The sequence below is a fragment of the Desulfosporosinus youngiae DSM 17734 genome (assembly GCF_000244895.1).
GTDB classification, from domain to species: Bacteria; Bacillota; Desulfitobacteriia; order Desulfitobacteriales; family Desulfitobacteriaceae; genus Desulfosporosinus; species Desulfosporosinus youngiae.
On sequence record NZ_CM001441.1, the window covers coordinates 887797 to 910970 of the forward strand.

Annotated in this window: 23 protein-coding genes; 21 read left to right on the plus strand and 2 right to left on the minus strand. The window is 46.1% G+C overall.

Features of this window, described 5'->3' with window-relative positions:
* The first annotated feature begins 3 nt into the window (after window positions 1-3).
* The 5 genes from DESYODRAFT_RS04190 to trxA all read left to right on the plus strand — a co-directional run bounded on the left by DESYODRAFT_RS04190 (window position 4) and on the right by trxA (window position 4967).
* Window positions 4-624 carry an MBL fold metallo-hydrolase gene (locus tag DESYODRAFT_RS04190; protein ID WP_007779800.1) on the plus strand — a complete coding sequence of 207 codons (621 nt, stop codon included), beginning with the start codon at window positions 4-6 and terminating at the stop codon, window positions 622-624.
* A 522-nt stretch (window positions 625-1146) separates the two neighbouring features.
* The gene (gene hisS, locus DESYODRAFT_RS04195; RefSeq protein ID WP_007779803.1) at window positions 1147-2418 is read left to right on the plus strand and encodes a histidine--tRNA ligase; all 1272 of its coding nucleotides are present in this window, start codon (window positions 1147-1149) and stop codon (window positions 2416-2418) included.
* A 1-nt stretch (window position 2419) separates the two neighbouring features.
* Window positions 2420-4201: an aspartate--tRNA ligase gene (gene aspS, locus DESYODRAFT_RS04200; protein WP_007779806.1), complete on the plus strand. Its 1782-nt coding sequence runs from the start codon at window positions 2420-2422 to the stop codon at window positions 4199-4201.
* Between the two features lie 126 nt (window positions 4202-4327).
* The gene (locus tag DESYODRAFT_RS04205; RefSeq protein ID WP_007779809.1) at window positions 4328-4609 is read left to right on the plus strand and encodes a metal-sensitive transcriptional regulator; all 282 of its coding nucleotides are present in this window, start codon (window positions 4328-4330) and stop codon (window positions 4607-4609) included.
* A 28-nt stretch (window positions 4610-4637) separates the two neighbouring features.
* Window positions 4638-4967 (plus strand): thioredoxin, encoded by a 330-nt coding sequence (gene trxA / locus DESYODRAFT_RS04210; RefSeq protein ID WP_007779812.1) that lies wholly within the window; start codon window positions 4638-4640, stop codon window positions 4965-4967.
* A 60-nt stretch (window positions 4968-5027) separates the two neighbouring features.
* Here trxA and DESYODRAFT_RS04215 read toward each other — a convergent pair whose 3' ends face one another.
* Window positions 5028-6338 carry a replication-associated recombination protein A gene (locus DESYODRAFT_RS04215; RefSeq protein ID WP_007779816.1) on the minus strand — a complete coding sequence of 437 codons (1311 nt, stop codon included), beginning with the start codon at window positions 6336-6338 and terminating at the stop codon, window positions 5028-5030.
* A gap of 376 nt (window positions 6339-6714) precedes the next feature.
* Between DESYODRAFT_RS04215 and DESYODRAFT_RS04220 the strand changes: the two genes are divergently transcribed.
* From DESYODRAFT_RS04220 to mltG, 15 genes are all read left to right on the plus strand, one after another.
* Window positions 6715-7167 carry an RrF2 family transcriptional regulator gene (locus DESYODRAFT_RS04220; protein ID WP_042338204.1) on the plus strand — a complete coding sequence of 151 codons (453 nt, stop codon included), beginning with the start codon at window positions 6715-6717 and terminating at the stop codon, window positions 7165-7167.
* 43 nt (window positions 7168-7210) lie between these two features.
* Window positions 7211-8395: a cysteine desulfurase NifS gene (gene nifS, locus DESYODRAFT_RS04225; RefSeq protein ID WP_007779822.1), complete on the plus strand. Its 1185-nt coding sequence runs from the start codon at window positions 7211-7213 to the stop codon at window positions 8393-8395.
* A 15-nt stretch (window positions 8396-8410) separates the two neighbouring features.
* On the plus strand, window positions 8411-8788 hold the full coding sequence (gene nifU / locus DESYODRAFT_RS04230; protein ID WP_007779825.1) for a Fe-S cluster assembly scaffold protein NifU: 378 nt from the start codon (window positions 8411-8413) through the stop codon (window positions 8786-8788).
* A 7-nt stretch (window positions 8789-8795) separates the two neighbouring features.
* Window positions 8796-9914, plus strand: coding sequence for a tRNA 2-thiouridine(34) synthase MnmA (mnmA, locus tag DESYODRAFT_RS04235; RefSeq protein WP_007779827.1), 1119 nt, complete (start codon window positions 8796-8798; stop codon window positions 9912-9914).
* Between the two features lie 60 nt (window positions 9915-9974).
* Window positions 9975-10463, plus strand: coding sequence for a PRC-barrel domain-containing protein (locus DESYODRAFT_RS04240; protein ID WP_007779829.1), 489 nt, complete (start codon window positions 9975-9977; stop codon window positions 10461-10463).
* 2 nt (window positions 10464-10465) lie between these two features.
* Window positions 10466-10660, plus strand: a complete 195-nt coding sequence (locus DESYODRAFT_RS04245) for a hypothetical protein (protein ID WP_007779831.1) — start codon at window positions 10466-10468, stop codon at window positions 10658-10660.
* 265 nt (window positions 10661-10925) lie between these two features.
* On the plus strand, window positions 10926-11957 hold the full coding sequence (locus DESYODRAFT_RS04250; RefSeq protein WP_007779833.1) for an AI-2E family transporter: 1032 nt from the start codon (window positions 10926-10928) through the stop codon (window positions 11955-11957).
* 218 nt (window positions 11958-12175) lie between these two features.
* A complete protein-coding gene (gene alaS / locus DESYODRAFT_RS04255) occupies window positions 12176-14803 on the plus strand; it encodes an alanine--tRNA ligase (protein WP_007779835.1) in 2628 nt (875 codons plus the stop codon).
* An 82-nt stretch (window positions 14804-14885) separates the two neighbouring features.
* The gene (locus DESYODRAFT_RS04260) at window positions 14886-15140 is read left to right on the plus strand and encodes an IreB family regulatory phosphoprotein (RefSeq protein WP_007779838.1); all 255 of its coding nucleotides are present in this window, start codon (window positions 14886-14888) and stop codon (window positions 15138-15140) included.
* Window positions 15141-15217: 77 nt separating this feature from the next.
* Complete coding sequence (locus tag DESYODRAFT_RS04265; RefSeq protein WP_007779842.1) at window positions 15218-16162, plus strand: aldo/keto reductase; 945 nt, start codon at window positions 15218-15220, stop codon at window positions 16160-16162.
* Between the two features lie 55 nt (window positions 16163-16217).
* Complete coding sequence (locus tag DESYODRAFT_RS04270; RefSeq protein WP_007779844.1) at window positions 16218-16547, plus strand: hypothetical protein; 330 nt, start codon at window positions 16218-16220, stop codon at window positions 16545-16547.
* 128 nt (window positions 16548-16675) lie between these two features.
* A complete protein-coding gene (ruvX, locus tag DESYODRAFT_RS04275) occupies window positions 16676-17089 on the plus strand; it encodes a Holliday junction resolvase RuvX (RefSeq protein WP_007779846.1) in 414 nt (137 codons plus the stop codon).
* Window positions 17090-17158: 69 nt separating this feature from the next.
* Window positions 17159-17464: a DUF1292 domain-containing protein gene (locus tag DESYODRAFT_RS04280; RefSeq protein ID WP_042338208.1), complete on the plus strand. Its 306-nt coding sequence runs from the start codon at window positions 17159-17161 to the stop codon at window positions 17462-17464.
* A 152-nt stretch (window positions 17465-17616) separates the two neighbouring features.
* Complete coding sequence (locus DESYODRAFT_RS04285; protein WP_007779852.1) at window positions 17617-18978, plus strand: VanW family protein; 1362 nt, start codon at window positions 17617-17619, stop codon at window positions 18976-18978.
* Between the two features lie 34 nt (window positions 18979-19012).
* Complete coding sequence (mltG, locus tag DESYODRAFT_RS04290; protein ID WP_007779854.1) at window positions 19013-20032, plus strand: endolytic transglycosylase MltG; 1020 nt, start codon at window positions 19013-19015, stop codon at window positions 20030-20032.
* A gap of 130 nt (window positions 20033-20162) precedes the next feature.
* On the opposite strand, the gene trpB is transcribed toward mltG, so the two are convergent.
* Window positions 20163-21341, minus strand: coding sequence for a tryptophan synthase subunit beta (trpB, locus tag DESYODRAFT_RS04295; protein ID WP_007779856.1), 1179 nt, complete (start codon window positions 21339-21341; stop codon window positions 20163-20165).
* A 448-nt stretch (window positions 21342-21789) separates the two neighbouring features.
* On the opposite strand from trpB, the gene DESYODRAFT_RS04300 reads away from it, so the two are divergent.
* Window positions 21790-23052: a peptidase U32 family protein gene (locus tag DESYODRAFT_RS04300; RefSeq protein WP_007779859.1), complete on the plus strand. Its 1263-nt coding sequence runs from the start codon at window positions 21790-21792 to the stop codon at window positions 23050-23052.
* The last annotated feature ends 122 nt before the right edge of the window (window positions 23053-23174 follow it).

Below are 23174 nucleotides of genomic sequence, written 5' to 3' on the forward strand. Positions count from 1 at the left end.
TTTATGATCGAAGGACGAGCTGTGGGTGCCTTGGCAGCAAATTGTTATCTGTTCTCATGTCCGGAAACGAAGAAAGCAATGGTCGTCGATCCCGGAGGTGACGGAAAAAAAATTTATCGCTGGATTCTGGAGCAGGGCTTAAAGGTGGAGTATATTTTACTTACCCACGGGCACATGGATCACATCGGTGCTGTGGATGAACTTAAAGGACTTCTGGGAGATGTCCTGGTAGGGATTCACTCGGCTGATGCAGGAATGCTTACCGATGGACGAAAGAATCTCTCCAGTTACTTCGGACAGGGACTGGCATTTCAAAAGGCGGATCTTCTGCTTAGCGACGGGCAAGAGCTTATGGTTGGCAAAGAACGAGTTAAAGTTATAGCAACTCCGGGCCACTCCCCGGGCAGTGTGTGTTTTTTGTGTTCTGACGGTTTAATCAGCGGGGACACACTTTTTGCCGGATCAATCGGCAGAACTGATTTCCCGGGCGGATCAATGAATCAACTTTTGGATGGCGTCAGGAAAAAGCTCTTAATTCTGCCTGATGATACCCGGGTTTTCCCCGGCCATGGTGAAGAGACCAGTATCCGGGAAGAAAAACAGTTTAATCCGTTCCTGTCCTAGCCCTGTTCATATTTGACAAATGCTGACCTTATTTGCTAAAATATAGTGATACAGGCCTTAGATATTGAAACAATGCACTAATGTAAAAAACTCACCAAACCTTTTGGAAAATCCCGCGTTGATCTTTCTCCAGAGAGGGCCGGCAAGACTGGAACCAGCCTGAAAGACACACGGTAGGACACCCAAAAAGGGAGTTGCTTGCATCGGATAGTCTCGTTAACGACTACAAAAGTGGGCGGAAGAATTCCGTCAATTAGGGTGGCACCACGAGAAGCTCTCGTCCCTTGCATAAAGCAAGGAACGAGAGCTTTTTATACTATCAGACTCCCATGTTCGCTGTGCCGCACCACTGATGAATGAAAGTAGGTCGCTCTGGTCGGGCAGCTTCTCCCACATCCTGCAAGAAAGCTAATTCGTGCGAAGACAGTGTCTTCGGCTAAGCAGTGCAATTGAGGCTGCCAAGTTTTCTTTATAATGCTAGACTAAACTTACGACGACATCGGATTTAAGGAGGAATTTGCTATGACGATTCAGCGTCCAAAAGGGACTCAGGATTTATTGCCAGGTACGATTGAACAATGGCAATATCTCGAAGACACTATTCGCTCGGTTTGCCGCGAATATGGGTATGAAGAAATTAGAACCCCGATGTTTGAAGCAACAGAACTCTTTCAAAGGGGTGTTGGACAAACCACAGATATTGTTAAGAAAGAAATGTATACTTTCTTAGACAAAGGGAATCGTTCTATGACCCTTCGTCCGGAATTAACGGCTTCGGTTTGCCGCGCCTATGTGGAGAACAAGCTTTACGGTCAGCCTCAGCCTGTGAAGTTGTACTATATTGGTCCGATGTTTCGTTACGAACGTCCACAAAGCGGACGGTTTCGCCAGTTCCATCAATTTGGAGTTGAAGTCTTAGGTGCAGATCAGGCGATCGTGGATGCAGAAGTGATCAGCTTAGTCTGGAATTTATACCGGCGGCTTGGACTGGTGGGGCTTGAAGTTCATGTAAATTCTGTAGGCTGCCCGACTTGCAGAGCAAGCCACCGGGAACAACTCCAGGAATTTCTGGCTGTACGCAAAGCCGAGCTTTGTAATGATTGCCAGGAACGGTTTGAACGCAATCCCTTACGCATCTTGGATTGCAAGAACCCCTCCTGCCAAGCAGTGACCGCAGGGGCACCGACAACGAAAGATACCCTTTGCGCTGACTGCAGTACACACTTTGCCAGGGTTCTGGACATTTTAGGCAGAGCGGGCGTGGTCTATCGAGTTAATCCACGTTTGGTGCGAGGGCTGGATTATTACACGAAGACAGCCTTTGAAGTCATGGTTGAAGAAATCGGAGCCCAGAGTGCCATCTGCGGGGGAGGACGGTATGATAAGCTGGTTGAAGAGATCGGCGGACCGCCTACAGCAGGTATTGGATTTGCGATGGGAATTGAGCGGGTTTTAGCGGCTCTTCAAGTGCAGGATAAACTGCCTAAAAAGGAACCCAAGCTGTTTGCGATGCTGATTGCTTTAGGTGAGAAAGCTCAAACCGAGGGTTTTGCTCTCCTGAATGCTTTACGCAGTCAGGGTTTGCCGGCGGGTATGGACCTGCTTGGCCGTAGCTTAAAAAACCAACTCAAATCCGCTGATCGCCAAGGGGCACGTTATGCCTTAATTCTCGGCGAAGAAGAACTTGCTCGAAATGTACTCGTGATCAAGGATTTATCCTTAGGGGAGCAAAGGGAAGTTCCGCTAACCGACGCAGTCGAAGAAATAAACAAGAACTATCAAAGAGGTGTGTAAGATGACAATATTTTCAGAACGTGTTGAAAATGCCGAGTTAGAGTTAGCAAAAGTAGGAGAGGTCGTTCGTTTATTAGGATGGGTTCAGCGCCGTCGTGACCACGGGGGCTTAATTTTCGTCGATCTGCGCGATCGTACAGGTATCGTCCAGGTTGTTTTCGACCCGGAGACGATGGGAGACGGATTTTCCACGGCGGAACGATTGCGTTCCGAGTACGTCGTCTCTATTCAAGGGCAAGTGATTGCCCGTCCCGAGGGAATGATCAATCCCAACCTGGCGACAGGCAAAATTGAGATTGCGGCCCATTCTCTGGAAGTATTAAATGGAGCTAAAACCCCTCCTTACTATCTTGTCGATCAAGTGGAGGTTGATGAAACTGTACGTCTGAAATACCGCTATCTGGATTTGCGCCGTCCTGAAATGCAGGCTGTATTTAAGATCCGACATCGAGTGACCCAGATCATGCGTAATTTCTTTGATAGCCAGGGTTTTTATGAAATTGAAACTCCCATGCTCAACAAATCAACCCCTGAAGGGGCACGGGATTACTTAGTCCCCAGCCGTGTCCACCCTGGCGAATTCTATGCATTGCCACAGTCTCCCCAAATTTACAAGCAGCTCCTCATGGTAGGCGGTATGGAAAAGTACTTCCAAATTGCTCGCTGTTTCCGGGATGAGGATTTAAGAGCAGATCGGCAGCCGGAATTCACCCAGCTGGATGTGGAGATGTCCTTTGTCGAAGTGGAAGATATACTGCCCATGATGGAAGAATTAATGGCCGAGATTTTCTCTGAGACGATGGGGAAATCGGTGGCCCTTCCCTTCCCGCGTTTAACCTATAAAGAAGCCATGGACCGGTACGGATCAGACAAACCGGATACGCGGTTTGGCATGGAACTCATTGATGTGGGAGAAATCGTGGGTAAGACAGGATTTAAAGTATTCGCTAATGTAGTGGCGAACGGCGGAAGCGTAAAATGCATCTGTGCTAAAGGATGTTCCGGCTTGCCGCGTCGGGAAATCGATGATCTGGCTAAATTTGTTTCAACCTATCGTGCCAAAGGTTTAGCCTGGATTGTTTTAGCTGAAGAGGGGATAAAATCTCCCATTGCTAAGTTCTTTACGGAAGAGGAAATGGCTTCCTTGCTTAAATATACAGGTGCGGAGACCGGGGATATCTTGTTCTTTGTGGCTGATACCTATGCTGTCGTTTCCGATGCACTTGGACATCTGCGCTTAGAATTAGGCAAACGTTTAGGTCTGATTGATGAGGACAGGCTCCAATTCTTATGGGTTACGGAATTCCCGCTCCTGGAATATGATGAGGAGCAGAAACGTCATATTGCTATTCACCATCCATTCACCGCACCGATGGATGAAGATTTACATCTTCTTGAGTCGGAACCATTGAAGGTTCGGGCTAAAGCTTATGATATGGTTCTTAACGGAACGGAACTCGGAGGCGGAAGTATTCGTATTCACCGCCGTGAAGTTCAGGAGCGGTTATTCAAGTTATTAGGGTTCTCAGAGGAAGAAGCGGTCGCTCAATTCGGTTTTCTCATGGAAGCCTTTGAATATGGGACGCCGCCTCATGGTGGAATTGCCTTCGGTCTTGACCGCATGATTATGCTTTTGACTGGCAAAGATAACATTCGAGACGTAATTGCTTTTCCGAAAACTCAAAGTGCCTCCGACTTAATGGCCCACGCGCCTTCGCCGGTGGCGGATAAGCAATTAAAGGAATTGCATATTCAAACTGTCATCGAGCAAGGCAATAGGTAAATGTAATAATAAAAGAAATATGCATATGCCATTAGTTTTTAAGGTCGCACAGGAGTTGACAGGGAAGGGGCCAAAAGCTATAATATTTAATGTAGCTACCCCCTTAGGGTATGGAGGATGCATAGCATGACGAATTCAACCCCCTATTCAGAATCCAAAGAGGATATTATGCGTAGGCTTAAGAAAATTGAAGGCCAGGTAAAAGGGATTCAACGTATGGTTGAGAATGACAAATATTGTGTTGATGTGCTGATTCAAGTGGCTGCAGTCCGAGCCGCACTTAATAAAGTCGGCACGATTGTCTTTGAACACCATTCACGGGGATGTATGCGCGATGCCGTTGAGAACAATGACCAGGAAGCTGCGATTGAGGAGCTTATTGGGGTGCTCGCTAAATTCATAAAGTAAATCTTAGTTGATTAGGAGGAATTTTAATATGGCCAGTGCAAATGTTAAAACCTTTACGACTTCAAATTTTGAATCCGATGTGCTGAAGTCCGAGCAGGCAGTGTTAGTCGATTTTTGGGCTCCTTGGTGTAGTCCATGTCGCATGGTTGGTCCTGTTATTGATGAACTTGCTGATGAGTATACCGGCCGAATCATAATTGGTAAGGTTAACGTAGACGAGAATGGTCCTATTTCCAGTCAATATGGAGTTATGAGCATACCGACCCTGGCTATTTTCAAAGGCGGCCAAGTGGTTGAGAAAATTGTAGGTTTCCGTGGAAAAGCAGATCTTGTTAAAATGCTCGAAAAACACATCTAATCAAACGATAAGCGAAAGCGATGCCCGGATTAAGAGGGCATCGCTGCTTTAATTTTACTATCAGAAAGTGTTCTCCTTGACAGATCCTCGAGGGTTTATCTGCTCTTTTCCCATGCCCGAGGATGTGTAGAAGGTTTGTCCTTGAACACCGGGCGGCAAATAGGTTTGTTCGACCCAGTGGTTGGGGAAGTTGTGCGGGTATAAATACTCTTTCCCATTGCCCAGCTTTTCTGCGCCGGGGTAATGTCCATCTTTAAGATGGGCGGGAACCTCTCCGGTAGGATGGTTTTTGACATACTTCAGAGCACGATCAATGCTTGTGACAACACTGTTGCTTTTTTGAGCAGTCGTGATGGCCAGAACAGCCTGAGCTATAGGAATCCTTGCTTCGGGCAGGCCAAGCCATTCGAGCGCATTAGCTGCTGCGTGGGCCTGAAGCATAGCCGATGGGTCGGCCAGTCCCACATCTTCAGAGGCGTGGACGATAATCCGGCGGACAATGAAACGTGGGTCTTCTCCTGCCTCCAATAAAACAGCTAACCAATAGAGGGCGGCGTCAGGATCCGAACCGCGCATGCTTTTTATGAAAGCGGAAATGATGTCGTAATGATTGTCTCCGGATTTATCGAAGCGGATAGCTCGTTGTTGGATTGATTCTTCTGCGATCTCAAGAGAAATGCGGCGAATCCCGTTTTCCGGCGGGGTAGTGAGAACGGCTAACTCAAGGGCATTAAGGGCACGTCTTAAATCTCCGTTGGCATAATTAATCCAGTGTTCCCACGCTTCGGGTGTGACTTCGACATTATATTGCCCCAGGCCTCGTTCCGTATCTTTAAGAGCTTGTTCAAGCCCAAGGCGGATTTCTGCAGGACCAAGCAGCTCCAATCGGAAAAGTGTAGAACGGCTAAGGAGCGCGGAGTTGAGTTCAAAGAAGGGATTTTCAGTCGTAGCTCCGATGAAGGTAATCGTTCCATTTTCGACGGCAGGCAGGAGTGCATCTTGCTGTCCTTTATTAAAACGGTGAACTTCATCACAGAACACTAAGGTGCGTTTTCCGTAAAGATGAAGTTCATCTGCCGCCCGGGTGATAATTTCGCGAATCTCTTTGACTCCCGAGGTGACGGCATTTATGCGGACAAAGTGAGAGGTTGTTTTAGCGGCAATGACTTGAGCAAGGGAGGTTTTTCCTGTTCCAGGCGGTCCATAGAGGATTAAGGAGGAAACACGGTCCGCTTCAATAGCTCGCCTCAGGAGTTTCCCGGGACCGAGTATTTGATCCTGACCGATATATTCCTCAATGGTTCTTGGGCGCATACGCTCGGCAAGAGGAGCGACTTGATGCTGATTAAAGGTAGCAGAAAAAAGATCCATTATTAATGTTCCTTTCAATGTAGGGGCGATTCATAATTGCCCCTACAGATTTCTTGTTCAAATTTGGCTGCGGGTCCTGGTTTGCATTTTTTTCGTAGCTTGTATCTGCAGTTGACCTAGGGCTTATTGCTGGGCTTTTAGCCGGCACCAGCGGACGTTTCAGATATGATTATATCATGTGGGACGGGTAGCGGTTTGAAAAGGTTTCCTGATAAATTGTTAGTTTGATCACAGCAAGGTGATAAATATTTGTAGTAAACTACAAAAGAGTTCATCAGTCTAGAGGTAGACTTGACAAATCCCGAGTGTTTTAATAAGATATAAACATAAAAAATAGAGAAAAATGGGTTTATCTAGCGGAAAAGAGGTGAGGGTGTTGAAACTCTCGACCAAAGGTCGATACGGGGTAAGAGCTATGTTTGATTTAGCTCAACATATGGGTGAAGGTCCAACTTCTTTGAAAAGCATTGCGGAGAGACAGGGTATATCTGAACACTATCTGGAGCAGCTCATTTCGGGACTGCGTAAAGCGGGTTTAGTAAAAAGTGTTCGTGGTGCGCAGGGCGGCTACTTATTAGGAAAAGAGCCGGATAAGATAAGGGTTGGAGACATTATCCGTGTCTTAGAAGGACCGATTGCTCCAGCTGATTGCGTTTCCGAGGAGGATCCGGAAATTTGCTGCAAAGCTGAGTATTGCGTCACTCGGACGATTTGGGAGAAGGTCAGGGACTCCATCGCAGAAGTTCTTGATTCGATCACACTGGAAACGATGCTTGAGGATGCTAAAAAGATTGAATCCGAGCGGAGCCTGTATATGTACTATATTTAACCCCATTTTTGCTACAAAGTTTTATATAAGGAGTGAACCCTTAATGCGACGTGTTTATTTAGACCATAGTGCAACGACTCCGGTTGACCCGGAAGTGGCTGCCATAATGATGACGTATTACACAGAAAAGTATGGTAACCCGTCAAGTGTTCATGGTTTTGGCAGAGAGGCTAAACAAGCCTTAGAGCAAGCTCGGAATCAGGTGGCAGAGCTGATTGGAGCTTCATCCAATGAGATTACGTTTACCAGTGGGGGAACCGAGGCAGATAATCTGGCGATTTTGGGTACTGCTGAGGCACTCCGGAAAAAAGGCAAACATATTATTACCTCTTGCATAGAGCACCATGCGGTTTTGGAAACTTGTGAATACTTGGAGAAGAATGGATTTGACTTAACCGTTATTCCTGTAGACGAAGAGGGAATTATTTCGGTTGATGCTGTGAGAAAGGCTATTCGGCCGGATACAATTCTAATTACGGTTATGCATGCGAACAATGAGGTTGGATCGATTCAACCAATTTCAGAGATTGGCAAACTGGCCAAGGAACATAGTATCGTTTTTCATGTTGACGCAGTTCAGTCCCTCGGAAAAATTCCTGTCAACGTCGAAGAGCTGAATGTCGACTTATTGACGGTTTCCAGTCATAAGATTTATGGTCCTAAAGGTGTGGGAGCACTCTATATTCGCAAAGGAGTGCGGATTGTGCCTTTAGCTCATGGCGGAGGGCAAGAAAAAAAGCGCCGCGCGGGAACAGAGAATACGCCCGGAATTATCGGTTTTGGTAAGGCTTGTGAACTGGCCGGACAACGGATGGCTGATGATGCGGAGCGGCAAAGAAAACTGCGCGACAAACTGATAAACGGTATCCAAGAGCGCATTGAATTTGTCAAAGTCAATGGACCTGTAGGGGAGAAGCGTTTACCAAATAACGTGAACGTAAGCATTCGGTATGTTGAAGGAGAGTCCTTATTGCTGTCCCTTGACATGCTTGGAATTGCTGCTTCGAGCGGTTCGGCATGTACTTCAGGGTCTTTAGATCCTTCCCATGTATTACTTGGTATGGGATTAATTCACGAAATTGCCCACGGTTCACTGCGTTTTTCTTTAGGACGGCAGAATACGGAAGAAGATATTGATTATGTCCTTGAACAATTGCCTAAGATTGTGGAGCGTTTACGAATGATGTCCCCCTTGTATGATCAGGTAATTCATTCAAAACAAGTATAAGAGGAGTGAGGAAGAATGTATACAGAAAAAGTAATGGATCATTTTACAAATCCGCGCAATGTCGGCGAATTGGAAAATCCGGATGGTGTGGGTGAAGTAGGAAACGCCAAGTGCGGAGATATCATGCGTATATATTTGGATATTGAGGGAGACATTATTAAAGATGTCAAATTTAAAACCTTTGGCTGCGGTGCTGCAGTTGCTACCAGCAGCATGGTTACGGAAATGGTCAAGGGTAAAACCATTGAAGAAGCTATGGAAATCTCCAATGCGGCTGTCGCCGAGGCGTTAGGGGGACTTCCGCCGGCGAAAATGCACTGTTCAAATTTGGCTGCCGATGCACTTCATGAGGCTATAAAAGATTATTATAATAAACAGCAAAAAAAGGAATAGATGAAAAATGACTCAGACTACAAAACCTAAAGTAGTTGTGGGTATGAGTGGCGGTGTGGATAGTTCCATGGCCGCCGCTTTGCTCAAAGAAGAAGGCTACGATGTGATTGGGGTTACAATGCAGATCTGGGAAGCAGCGGGTCCGGAAACTGAAGGAGGCTGCTGCTCCAACTCAGCGATTGATGATGCCCGGCGAGTTGCTTTTATACTGGGAATACCCCATTACGTCATGAATTTCCGCTCGTATTTTAAGGAGACTGTGGTAGATTATTTCACCCAGTCTTATTTGTATGGAGAAACTCCTAATCCATGTATTGCCTGCAACAGGCATGTAAAGTTTGGGGAATTGCTCCGTAAAGCCCGCGGCTTGGGAGCTGAGTTTATTGCGACCGGGCATTACGCGCAGGTTTTACGGGATCCGGGAAGTGAACGGTTTCTCTTAAGTAAGAGCGCTGATCAGCGTAAAGATCAAACCTATGCACTGTACATGTTAACCCAGGAACAGCTTGAACATACCCTCTTTCCTTTGGCGGATTACCAAAAAGAGCATATCCGGGAAATGGCCCGCGAGCGGGGGTTAGGTGTCGGAGATAAGCCCGAAAGCCAGGAAATTTGTTTTGTACCGGATGATGATTATGCGGCCTTTGTCAGGGAACGAATTGAAGTTCCAATTAAGCCGGGTGATTTTGTGGACCTGGCTGGAAACAAGTTAGGCCGGCATGAGGGGATTATTAACTTTACGGTTGGACAGCGTAAAGGTCTGGGAGTTACCTTTGGTAAACCAATGTATGTCGTAGGGCTGAATCCGGAACAAAACCAGGTAGTTCTGGGAGAAGACCGGGATGTATATACAGATACGCTTTGGGCAGTTGATCTCAATTGGATATCTATACCGTATTTGACAGCCCCCCTGAAAGTCGAGGCCAAAGTCCGGTATAACTCTAAGGGGGCTCCGGCAACGATTTTTCCTGCCCAAATCGGCTCAGGTTATGAAGTGATGGTCCGTTTTGATGAACCCCAGCGTGCGGTTACCCCAGGGCAGGCAGTGGTCTTTTATCAAGGAAGTTTAGTCGTGGGCGGGGGTAAGATTATTTCTGATCCGCGTGGCCGGGTTCGAGGTCTTTAATGCATAAAGACAGAAGAAGGTGGGCAGAGTATAGATAGGATTTTTTAGCGAGGTGAAACTATGCGACGCACTCGGGAGATTGTCGGACTGCCCGTCCTGGATTTAAAAAGCGGTAATTCAATTGGTTGGGTGCATGATCTGGTTCTTGATAATGACAAAGACGAGGTCGTCGGGGTTCTCCTGGAAGGCGGGCATTTCTTTCATTCAGCTAAAGGTATTCCTCGTAAGGCCATTGCAACCGTTGGTAAGGATGCGCTGACTGTTCACGAAAAAACAGTTGAAGAACTTAAAGGGATACGGTGGTCTGACAAGGTAGGTAATGAAGTCTATACTCAAGGTGGAGACGCTAGAGGCACAATTGAAGATGTTTTTCTTGATGATGCCATAGAAAAAATGGTAGGTTTCGAGGTCTCTGACGGGCTTTTTGCCGACCTTCTTCATGGTCGGGGAACAATCCTAAAGCCGCATGTCATGATCGATGGAAAAGATATCTTGATTGTCGATAACCAGGTATCCCCCTTGGATCAAACAAATGAAGGGGGATTATGATCATGAATTGTCCGGTTTGCAATGGACGGGCTATTGGCAAAGTAGGCGTTGAACAGTACTATTGTTGGGATTGTTGTGTTGAATTTGCGACCCAGACGGATAAAGTAGTCGTTTATGATTTGGCGGAAGACGGCTCTTTGGTAGCTTGGGATGATCCCGGCCTTAACTCGGATGTTTCCAGTGCGGCTATAGAGTGATCTGACTATGACTATGTATAGAGAGACGTCGAAAGAAGAATATATTGATGCGACGCAATGAATCTCTTGACAAAGGGTAAGCAGATGTTGATAAAGAATAAAATATTGCAAATAAAAGCGCGCATCGCGCGCTTTTTAGTTTACTATCAGAAAGCATAAACTTGCGTTATATACTGCAAAAAGGTTTAACTCGTGCGAAGACAGTGTCTTCGGGTGCCAGCCAAGTTTTCTTTATACCCCTAGAAAGGAGTGAACTTTCCTGCTTATGAAATTTACTAATTGGAAATGGATATTCGTGGGAACGTGCTCGCTGCTGGCGATTCTCGTTCTTTTCAAGGTGAGGATGATATTAGGCCCCTTTTTTCTTGCGTTTGTGCTGGCTTATTTGTTAAACCCACTGGTTGTTGCTTTGGAACGGCATAAGATTGGCAGAAAGAAAGCAATTGGGATTGTTTTCATCTTAATTATTCTCCTTTGTGCTGCCACTACGTTTCTTATCATCCCCATAATCTATAATGAATTAAGTAAATTAGTGGTGATTTTACCTCAGACTATACAGTCAATGACGGATATGATCGATGGATTCAGGAATCAGTTTAAGGCAACAGGACTGCCAAGCCGTGTTGCACTCGTTTTAGATGAGCATCTGGCAGAGAGTGAAATAATGATCGCCGAACGGCTTAACCGGTTTCTTGATAATTTGCCGAAGGCATTGTCCTCGGTGACTCTCTATATGCTGTCCCCGGTTATTGCCATCTACTTTCTGGCTGATTGGAAAGACTTAGGGGAAGGATTTTTTCGAATTATCCCCCAGCGTTGGAGAATGGAATGGCGGCGCTTATGGCAGGACATCAATCATATCGTTCGGCAGTATGTGCGTGGAGATCTGTTTGTCGCTTTAATTGTAGGGATACTTATTGGTGTAGGAGTAAAACTGGTTGGTATGGATTATGCGCTATTGATTGGCCTGATCTGCGGGGTTTTCGATCTTATTCCCTATTTTGGACCGGCACTTGGAGCAGTGCCGGCGGTCCTATTGGCGTTAACCCATTCTCCGGTGATGGCCTTGAAAGTGCTCCTGATTATTTTTGTCGTGCAGCAACTCGAAGGGAATGTCATCTCTCCTAAGCTGATGGGTGAAAGTGTGGGGCTTCATCCGCTTTGGGTTGTGTTTGCACTTTTAGCCTGCGGAGAAATTGCCGGATTCTGGGGTCTCTTCTTAGCGGTTCCATTAGCTGCTGTGATACGAGTGATTCTAAAACATGTCTATTTTAGATTGGTTTCAACGAAAGTTTAAAAAAGACAAGATCAACAACACAGATTCTAAGCTTGTTGACAAATAAGACATTCTCTGTATATACTTTAAAGATAATGGGAAATTTATATAACTAATGAGAATTAAGTCAGAAAAAATTCCTTTCAGCCCGTTAGATAGCAGGGTGATCCCACAAAATCTCGTCCCTGATTGACATAGGGGGAGATTTTTTTATTTGAAATTTTGAAGGGGTGTTCAGATTGTATTCAGGTAATGAATTAAGGGACATGTTTCTCAAGTATTTTGAGGCTAAGGGGCACAAGATTTTACCTAGTGCTTCGCTTATTCCGAAAGATGATCCGACCTTGTTGTTAACAGTGGCGGGCATGGTTCCTTTTAAACCATATTTTCAACGTCGGGTTGAACCTCCTTTTCCAAGGGCTACGACTGCCCAAAAATGTGTCCGCACCCCGGATCTTGAGGAAGTAGGGAAAACCGCTCGGCATCATACATATTTTGAAATGTTGGGAAACTTTTCGTTTGGGGATTACTTTAAGACGGAAGCTATTCCCTGGGCTTGGGAGTATATCACTGAAGTCTTGAAGCTCCCGGTGGAAAAACTCTGGGTAACCATTTACCCGGAAGATGATGACGCGAAAGGGATCTGGGAAAAAGCGGGTGTCCGCTCTGAACGTATCGTAGGAGATCCCGAGAACTTCTGGGCCGCCGGTCCGACAGGGCCCTGCGGACCTTGCTCAGAGATCTATGTTGACTTAGGCGTTGCCAGGGGATGCGGTAAACCCGGTTGTGCTATTGGGTGTGACTGTGATCGTTTCTTAGAAATATGGAATCTGGTCTTCATGCAGTATAATCGTGATGAAGCGGGTGTCTTAACCCCGCTTCCCAAGCAAAACATTGATACCGGTATGGGCTTAGAGCGGATAGCTTCAGTTATGCAAGGTGTGGAGACGAACTTTGATACAGATTTATTTCGTCCGATCATTGATCACGTGGCAAATCTGGCAGGGGTTAAATACAAGGATAATCCCAAAAGCGACTTGGCTTTAAAAGTTGTATCTGACCACGTCCGGGCAGTTTCATTTATGCTTTCTGACGGAATACGGCCGAATAATGAAGGCCGGGGATATGTTCTGCGCCGGATTTTACGTCGTGCTGTCCGGTACGCCAAACTTTTGGGAATTGACAAGCCTTTCCTGGAATCTGCCTTTCGAATTATCCAACGGGACTACGCTCATGCCTATCCGGAGCTCAAGGAAAACGAGAATTTCATTTTAAATCACTTGAATTTAGAAGAGAAAAACTTCTTGGCTACCTTGGAGCAAGGTACTCAGCTGCTGCAGGAAAAGGTTAAAGGGCTTCTGAAACAAGGGGAGACGGTCTTAACCGGAACCGATGCCTTTTATTTATATGAAACCTATGGGTTCCCTGTGGAATTGACGGAAGAAATGCTGGCAGAACAAGGGATGACCGTGGATATGGTGTCCTTCCAAGCTGCTGCAGAGGAGCATCGCCTCAAGGCTAAGGAACAATCTCAGCAAATGCGGGCCGTGGCAGAAAGCCCGGAACTCGCGGAAAAGGCTAAATCATTAGGAATGACACCGTTTATTGGGTATGAAAAGGTTTCGGCAACCTCCCGGATAGAGGGGCTGTTCGTTGATGGCAAAGAAATGCAGGATGCCGGTGAAGGGGAAGAAGTCACGATCTTCCTTGCGGAGACTCCCTTCTATGCCGAAAGCGGAGGTCAGGTATCCGATGTGGGATTCATTCGAACCCCTCGTGCGGAAGCACGAGTGCTGGAAGTAAAAAAAGGTGTCACGGGCACTGTTTATCATAGGGCAGAGGTTAGGACAGGGGTATTCCACATTGGTGAATCTGTGGAAGTAGAAGTCGGTAACTCTGAGCGTCTGGCGACGGCTCGTCATCACAGCGCGACTCACCTCCTTCAGTCAGCATTGCGTTCAGTCTTAGGGGAGCATGTACAACAGGCCGGATCCTTAGTGACTCCGGAACGCTTGCGTTTTGACTTTACCCATTTTTCCCCTATGACTCCGGACGGGTTAAGGGCGGTGGAGGGGCTTATTAATGAAGCCGTATTAAAAAATATGCCTGTCCAAGCGACAGAAATGTCGTTAAAGGAAGCTAAAAAGAGCGGAGCGACGGCGCTTTTTGGAGAAAAATATGGAGAGACAGTGCGGGTTGTCCATATGGGGACCTTCAGTCAGGAATTGTGCGGCGGGACCCATGTCAGCAGTACCGGAGAAATTGGACTCGTAAAAATCCTTAGCGAAGGAGGGATCGGAGCTGGTCTGCGCCGAATTGAGGCAGTTGCCGGCTTAGAGGCTTTGGCCTATTTCCGTTCCCTTGATGATCAAGTAATGGACGTTGCGCAAACTCTGAAAGCTCAGCCTTTAGAAATAGGGAAGCGCGTAAGTGGGTTAATGACTCAGGTTAAAGACCTTGAACGAGAGATTGGACAACTTCAGGCGAAGCTTGCTAAAAATGAAGTTGAAGGCTTATTGAGCCGGGTCAGAGAGGTGGAAGGTATTCAGGTCATAGCAGCCCAAGTGCATGCTTCGGACATGGAGAGCCTTCGTCAAATGGCGGATCTTATCCGGGATAAGATGAAGTCAGGAGTTATCGTTTTAGGTGCAGTCAGTGAAGGAAAGGTAAATTTTGTAACAACTGTAAGCCCAAAAGGTTTAAGCGGGCTTCATGCCGGACAGATTATAAAAGAAGTAGCCAAAATAACAGGTGGGGGCGGTGGCGGCAAGCCGGATATGGCCCAAGCCGGCGGTAAAGATCCCAGTAAACTAGGAGAAGCCATTGACCGGGTTCCAAATCTTCTCCGTGGTTTTCTGAAAAAATAGAGGATAATCTATTAGTCAGTCAGAATATCTAATCTTAGAGGGAGAAGACGGTTGGATGAAAGGCGAAAGGGGGACAGGAAATATGGATCGAATGGAAGAAACCATGATGTTTAAGGCGGTGGGAGAAGAAGCCATTTCTGCCCGCGATATTTTGCAAAAGGTGTATGCCGCGTTACAGGAGAAAGGATATGACCCAATTAACCAAATGGTGGGTTATCTCATGTCAGGCGACCCTGTATATATCACCAGCCACAATCAGGCGAGATCAATGATTCGTAAACTTGAACGCTTTGAGCTGATCGAAGAGCTAGTCAGAACCTATTTGCAAGAGAAATGATCCTAAAGTTGAAACCCTCACTCAATGTGGTGAGGGTTTCAACTTTGCGGAATGCGAGGCGCGAAAGGAGGATTGGAATGCGTCAAGTTAAACTTGGTTCATGGGGGCCGGACGTTTCCGAAGTGTGCTTCGGAAGTTTGGCAATCTCCCCGTTGCAAGGCCGGGTAACGGAAGCAGAAGGAGTTTCCGTTCTGCGTTACGCCCTTGAGCAAGGGGTTGATTGGATTGATACGGCGGAAATCTACGACAACTATGGACAAATCGCTCAGGCGCTGAAAGGGTATCCAAACGTCCGTATTGTCAGTAAATCCTACTCCGTTTCTGCTGAGGAAATGCGTCTCAGCCTGGACAAGGCACGAATTGCTCTGGATCGGGATACTCTGGATTTTTTTCTTCTCCATGAACAGGAAAGTGCTTTTACTCTCCAAGGACATGCCAGAGCTTGGGAAGAACTTCTGCGGGCTAAGGAAAGGGGTATCGTGCGTTGGATTGGGATCTCCACCCACGCTGTTGCCGGAGTGCGGGCCGGGGCGTTGTTACCCGGTCTGGATGTGATTCATCCAATCTTAAATTACCAAGGACTTGGGATTATTGATGGCACGTTAAGTGAGATGTTGGAGGCGGTTTCCTTTGCCTCCGGCTTGGGAATTGGGATATATGCTATGAAAGTTTTTGGGGGAGGGCACTTGGCAAATGATCCGGAAAAAGCTCTGGCCTTTGTCCGGAGAACTCCAGGTGTGCAGGGAATTGCTCTGGGAATGTCCAGCCGGGAGGAAGTCGATTATAATCTGCTTTTGCTGGCCGGAAAAGACGTTCCCCAGGAATTGCAGGAAAAGGTTATGCATAGGAAACGGAAACTTTACATTGCTGATTGGTGTCAGGGGTGTGGTCTTTGTTTGGAAGCTTGTCCCCAGGGGGCTTTAAGCATTGAAGATAATGTTTCAGTGGTTAATGCTGAAGCCTGTGTACTATGTGGCTATTGCGGGAGGGTATGTCCTCATTTTTGTCTCAAAATCGTCTAGCATGGCATTCAAAATCCCGTGACTTGATCGATCAAAAGGGAAGGAGGAATCTGGAATGGTTTTTTCGATGATGATCCTTCTGATTTGGGGAATATACGCGTTTGTTATGAAGAAACGATTACAGGATAAGTTTAGATTTTCCGATTCATTGTTATCGTTAGTTATATTTAGCATTATCACTTCGCTTAGTCTCGGCATGAACTATGTTGCTGCCGCGATTCCTAGCCTTAATGATGGAATAGGGATTCATAATTTTTTAGCTTATTGGATTATTGGAGAAGATAATTGGCAGATTGCCTTATTTAAGAATTATTTTGATTATTCCCTAGGGGTTAGTCTTTCCTTATTATTAGTCTATTCAGTGTTAAAAGTTATAAAAAATTAAGATTAAGGAGAATTTAAGGGAAAATTACGGGTTGAACTTATTTAGTATTGGTGGTTGCAGCAGGAATATTGGCACAACCGGAACTAAGGGGCATAAATATCAAAACCGGGCGGTTGGGAGGAAATCATGTGCGGATTATGGGTTTGGATTTCGGGTCGAAGACGATTGGGGTGGCGATGAGTGATTCCCTATTTTGGACGGCTCAGGGAGTTAAGACGATTAGACGTTCCAAGAAGGAAATTGACGAACTGCGTGAACTCATTCGCGAGTATGAGGTAATGGAGATTATTATTGGCTATCCTAAGAATATGAATGGAACCCTGGGGCCTCGTTGTGCTTTGACTGAAGAGTTCGCGGAGGTGCTTCGTTCGGAGTTCGGACTTGAGGTGAAATTATGGGATGAGCGTTTAAGTACCGTCGCGGCCCAACGGTCTCTTATTCAAGCGGATGTCTCACGTGCCAAACGCAAAAATGTTATCGACAAAATGGCAGCGGTGTTTATTCTTCAAGGTTATTTGGATAGCAGGCCAAAAAATATTTGAGGGTAAAATTTGACAATCATTACCCACAATAGTACAATGACAATATTCTTTGATATTGAGGTGAATCATATGACTGACCATCCCCATAACCATGATGAGCATGATGTAGAAGAGTTTGACACTGTTATTCTCACAGATGATGAGGGAAATGACCATGAGTTTCTTCATCTGGACACTTTGGAACTAGACGGTTCTACATACTTTGTCTTGATGCCTATCTCTGAGGACGAATCTGAAGAGGATGAGGCTATTATCCTTAAACTCGGCAAAGATGCTGAGGGGGGCGAAATGCTGCTTGACATCGAAGACGATGAAGAGTGGGAAAAAGTAGCTGATGCTTGGGAGAACCTAGTTGAAGCAGAAGATGATGAATAAGAATACCCCATAACTCGTGTGTGGGGAATACAAAGAACTCGCTGAGAAGTGCGGGTTCTTTTATTTTTTGTGTTTGAAATAATTGTTAATAGATCTGCAGCTTAAAAAAGAGGATTTTAAGATTAACAACATACTCTAAGGAAATACTAAAGTTGAGGAAAAGGAGGTGTAGGATTATAACAACTTTAGGAAAAGTAAGATTCAAAAATTGTTTTCTTGCGGGAGTTTTTCTTTGCCTGATCGTTTCGGCAGGCTGTAATCCTGCAAGCCTGACTCCGGAGACTGGTGATACGTCTGTTGCAGAGCAGGCTGAACGAAAGGTCACTAATAATACGGTCCTTCCTGAGGGCACCAAAGTTGACGATTTAGATTTAAGCGGTACTCCAGTTTCCGAAGCATCTAACAAAATAGAAAGCTGGGCAAAGGACAAGCTGGAAGAAAAGCGTGTCCTGTTGTACAATGATACAGAGATTCCGGTGGCCTTAAGCGAGATAGGAATTGGGATGGATACTGCGAAGATCATAGAAGAGATTCGGCTGCATCCCGGAGTAAGTTTGCCCGGCGCATTAAAAGTTGATTCTGTACTAGCAAGTCAAGAGCTCCATGAGAAATTAAATAAGTTCGCCAGACCCGCCAAAGATGCTTCTTATAAAATCGAAAACCATAAGGTTGTCATCGATCCGGCGCAGAGCGGACTAACGGTTAATGTTGAGCAGCTGGTTAGTCAGATTCAAAGCATTTCTCTGAGTGAGGTGCCGGCACGAATCGATATTCCAGTGGCGGAAGTTCCGGCATCCGTTACAACCGAGTCTATTCAAGCCTTGGCCTTTGATACTGTCATTGGGGAGTTTTCCACGAACTTTTCAGTTAAAGAGAAAAATCGCTCGGTTAATCTGACTGCGGCGGCTAAAGCTTTGGACGGCAAAGTCCTGCGCCCGGGAGAAACTCTCTCTTTTAACGAGACAGTAGGTCCCAGAGAGCCTGAAACTGGGTATAAAGACGCCTACGTAATTATTAATGGGGAGTATGTTAAGGGTACCGGAGGAGGGGTATGTCAAGTATCCTCGACTCTGTATAATGCCGTTTTACTGAGTAATTTAGAAATAACGGAACGGATGCCTCATGCTGTTGTCGTAGGTTATATTCCGCCCGGTCAGGATGCGACGGTGAATTATCCGAACATTGATTTTAAGTTTAAAAATAATACCCCTAGCTTAGTCTATTTGCGATCAGATGTTAAGCAAGGGGTTTTGACGATTCAAATCTGGGGTAAGAAGACTGGGAATTCCGTACGGATTGAACGACAAGTTGAGAAAGAACTAGCCTATAAGACAGAAAAACGATTTGATCCCAAGCTGCCCATTGGTCGAGTTGTTCAGGAGCAAAAAGGTGTCAAGGGAATGGTGGTCAATACTTGGCAGATCGTCCGTGATGGAAATGGCAATGAGACCAAGAAGTTTCTGGGTCGTGATTGGTATGCTCCAACAAATCGTATTTTACGCGTAGGGACTTAAGGATCAGATAAATTGTCGAAAGAGAGAGTGAGCAATGGCCAGAAAAAAGAAGAAGATGGGCCTAGTCAGGTGGATTGTACTTCTTTGCTTTGTCGGGGGCTTCGGATTTTTGGCCTGGTGGAGTTGGGCGATTAAACCCTACTCCACTTCAGGCAATAGCGTAAAAATCACGATTTCTCCCGGAGCGACCGCAGGGCAATTAGCCGAGGAGTTACAAGAGCGTCAACTTATACGCAGCGCTTTGATGTTTAGATTTTTAGCTCGCGAACGTCAGGAAGATTTCAAGTTATATGTTGGTGATTACCAATTGGCACCTACTATGCCTCCCAGCGAAATAATCAATCGTTTAATCAGTCGTTCTGATTCCCCGGATACCGATAGGATCACTATTCCAGAAGGGTATACTACACAACAAATTATCGAACTTCTTGTCCAGAAAGGAATTGGTACCAAAGAAGAGTACACGAAACTTGTTACGGAAGGGGAGTTTCCATACCCCTTTTTAAAGGATGCTCCAAAGGGAATTCATCGTTTAGAGGGTTATTTATTCCCTAATACATATAATATCTATGTTAATACAACTCCGTATGAAGCTATTGATTTACTGCTGCGGCAGTTTGCGAAAGAACTAACTCCAGACGTGCAGACGCAACTCGATACTATGAAGCTTACCGTTGCCCAATGGGTTACCTTAGGTTCTCTGATTGAAAAAGAGGCGATGAAAGCAGAGGACCGTCCTTTAATTGCTTCGGTCTTAATGAATCGCTTAAAGATTAACCAGCCCCTGCAGATTGATGCCACCATCCAGTTCTTGCTTGAGACTCCTAAACCAAAGCTGACCTATGAAGATCTTCAGATTCCTTCTCCCTATAATACTTATCTCCACAGAGGGTTTCCGCCGGGGCCGATTGCTAATCCCGGACATGCTTCTCTGCAGGCAGTGTTGAACCCTGCCCAAACAAATTACCGCTATTATGTAGCGAAGGATGATGGTTATCATGCCTTTGCTGAAACCTATGCCGAGCATTTAAAGAATGTGGAATTGTATCAGTGAGTGTGATGAAAGCAAAATGGATTTTGCGCTTGCACCCGCTATGGTTTAACGGGATGCTTTGCAAAATCCATCTCAGGTTTAGGCTAGGGGGAGGTATCCTTCTTGTCGTTTCTATTGATTCAGTGCCTCGTTATCGGGACTTCTGAGTTAGCTGGAAGATTTGCTCGACGTCTTTGTCTCCGCGGCCTGAAATATTCACGATCAGGATTTGGTCGGGATTCATAGTAGGAGCAAGTTTTAAGGCATAAGCGACAGCATGGGCACTCTCCAGAGCCGGGATGATGCCTTCTGTGCGGGAAAGCTGATGGAAGGCTTGGAGAGCTTCATCGTCGGTAATGCTGACATATTCTGCACGGCCGATGTCTTTAAGGTAGCTGTGCTCGGGTCCGACACCGGGATAGTCGAGGCCTGCGGAAATGGAGTGGGTGGCAAGGGGTTCGCCATTTTCGTCGGCCATGACGTAACATTTAAAGCCGTGTACGATTCCAGGGGCTCCGGCGGAGAGAGGGGCGGCGTGTTTACCTGTTTCCAGGCCCAAACCGGCCGGCTCGATCCCAATCAGTTTAACGGATGCATCGCTGATAAAGTTGGCAAACATGCCAATGGCATTACTGCCGCCGCCGACGCAGGCCATAACGGCATCCGGAAGTTTACCTTCCGCTTCAAGTATTTGTTGACGTGCTTCCCTTGAGATAATGGCCTGGAAGTGTTTGACGATGGAGGGGAAGGGATGCGGCCCCACGGCAGAACCTAACATATAAAACGTATTTTCATAGTTTGTTGCGAAGTCCTCTAAAGCTGCATCCACGGCATCTTTCAGAGTACGTGTGCCTGATGTAACAGAGACGACTTTGGCCCCTAAAAGTTCCATGCGGAAGACATTCAGGGATTGACGCTTTGTGTCTTCTTCGCCCATATAGATTACGCATTCCATATCAAAGAGAGCACAGGCAGTTGCTGTAGCTACACCGTGTTGTCCGGCTCCGGTTTCAGCAATGATACGTTTAGCTCCCATGCGTTTAGCAAGCAGGGCTTGTCCGAGGACATTGTTGATTTTGTGGGCTCCGGTGTGGTTAAGATCCTCACGTTTGAGGTAGACTTTAGCACCACCTAATTGTTTAGAGAGCTTTTCTGCATAGTAGAGGGGATTGGGGCGTCCGACATACTGACGCAGATAATAGTCAAGTTCCTTATTAAAGTCGGGATCATCTTTATACCTTTCAAAAGCCTCGTCTAATTGAGTCAGCGCGTTTTCTAATTGGGGCGGGACAAAACTTCCGCCATAGTCACCAAAATAACCTCTTTCCATGATAAATGAACCTCCTATTTCTTATTAAAAAATAAAAAACTTTCTATCCTGAAAAGGACAGAAAGTTGATTTCCATTATGCCACCTTTTGTTATGGGAAATTACAATAGTAAAATACCCAAATTTCAAGCTTAGATACGGAGCAGGATGCGCCTCATGAGAAAATAAGCAGATGCGGAGAGTCGCCCTTTCGATATCCGTGTCTCTGTAACGGGAAACCCCCGGTGTCACCTACTAACGCATAAACGTGTTCAGATTACGACTCTGAGATCCATTCGGTTTACGGGAAGTGTATCAGACTCTCACCGTCTCTGACTCGCTAAAACATTCCTCAAAGACTTACTAATTCTCGTCATTGTCTTGCATGATGATTTTCTGTATTGTAATATGTCAGAAGGCACCTCGTCAAGGGGTGTTATGAAAAAGATGTTGAAAGTTAGGAGATCTTCGTGAATAAACCTGAACTATTAGCTCCTGCGGGAGATTGGGAAAAGCTAAAATATGCTCTGGCCTATGGAGCGGATGCGGTTTATATGGGTGGTCAGGCCTTTGGCCTGCGGGCTTATGCCGGAAATTTCAGTTTTGAAGAAATGGAGCGAGCCGTAAATTGGACCCATGGTTTTGAAAAGAAGCTTTATGTTACAGTGAATATCTTTGCCCATGAGCCGGATTTTGAGGAACTTCCAGCTTACCTTAAGCAATTAGAAAAACTGGGTGTAGATGGGGTGATTGTCTCAGATCCGGGCGTTATCGAGCTGGCAGGGGAAGTGGCACCCCGGCTCTCTCTTCATTTAAGTACCCAGGCTAATAACACAAATTCTTTTTCCGTTCGTTTTTGGCTGAAGCAAGGGATAGAGAGGGTTGTTCTCGCTCGGGAGCTGACTCTGGAGGAGATAAAGGCTGTACGGGCTAAAGTGGATGGGGGACTGGAGATTTTTATCCATGGAGCGATGTGCATGTCTTATTCCGGCCGCTGCTTGCTAAGCAACTATTTGACCGGACGGGATGCTAATCGTGGGGAGTGCTCTCAGCCCTGTCGATGGGGATACGCCCTTGTGGAGGAAAAGCGACCTGGGGAGGTCTTTCCGATTGAGGAAGATGAGCGGGGGACTTATGTTTTTAACTCCCACGATTTATGCCTTTTGCCGCATCTTCCCTTGTTAAAACCGCTTAATCTTGATAGCTATAAGATTGAAGGGCGAATGAAAAGTGTTCAATACGTTGCCAGCACAGTCAAGGTCTACCGGGAGGCTATCGACACTCTTTGGGATCAAGGAGAGGAAGCCTTTCAGGCAAAGCTCCCCCAATGGTTAGAAGAGATGGATAAAGTCAGCCACCGGGATTATTCAGCCGGTTTTCTCTTCGGCAAACCCGGCGCAAAATCACATAATTTGGTATCCTCTCATTATGTTCGGGACTATGATTTCGTAGGAGTTCGGTTGGATGATACTGAAATCGAAGCTCCTCTCCCAGACTCCGACGATCCAAACACGGCTTGGATCGAGCAGCGGAACAATTTTAAGCAGGGAGAGGTCTTAGAAGTCCTGACTCCCCAGGGTGCCTGTTGGTCCTTTGAAATTAAGGAGATGTGGGACATAGAAGGAAACCCACTAGACGTGGCTCGTCATGCACAACAGAAGATAAGATTGACGGTACCCCAAAAAATTCTGCCCTATAGTATTTTGAGACGGGCGAAACGTGAGAAAAAGTAGGTATATGGATGCCCGTATACAGGCAGAATGATTAGGCCGAACCGGATGGTTATACCGTCAGGTGTATTTTAGGTATTGCCGTTAGATAGTTAATTGGCTTAGGTAAGTATGAATAGCATTAT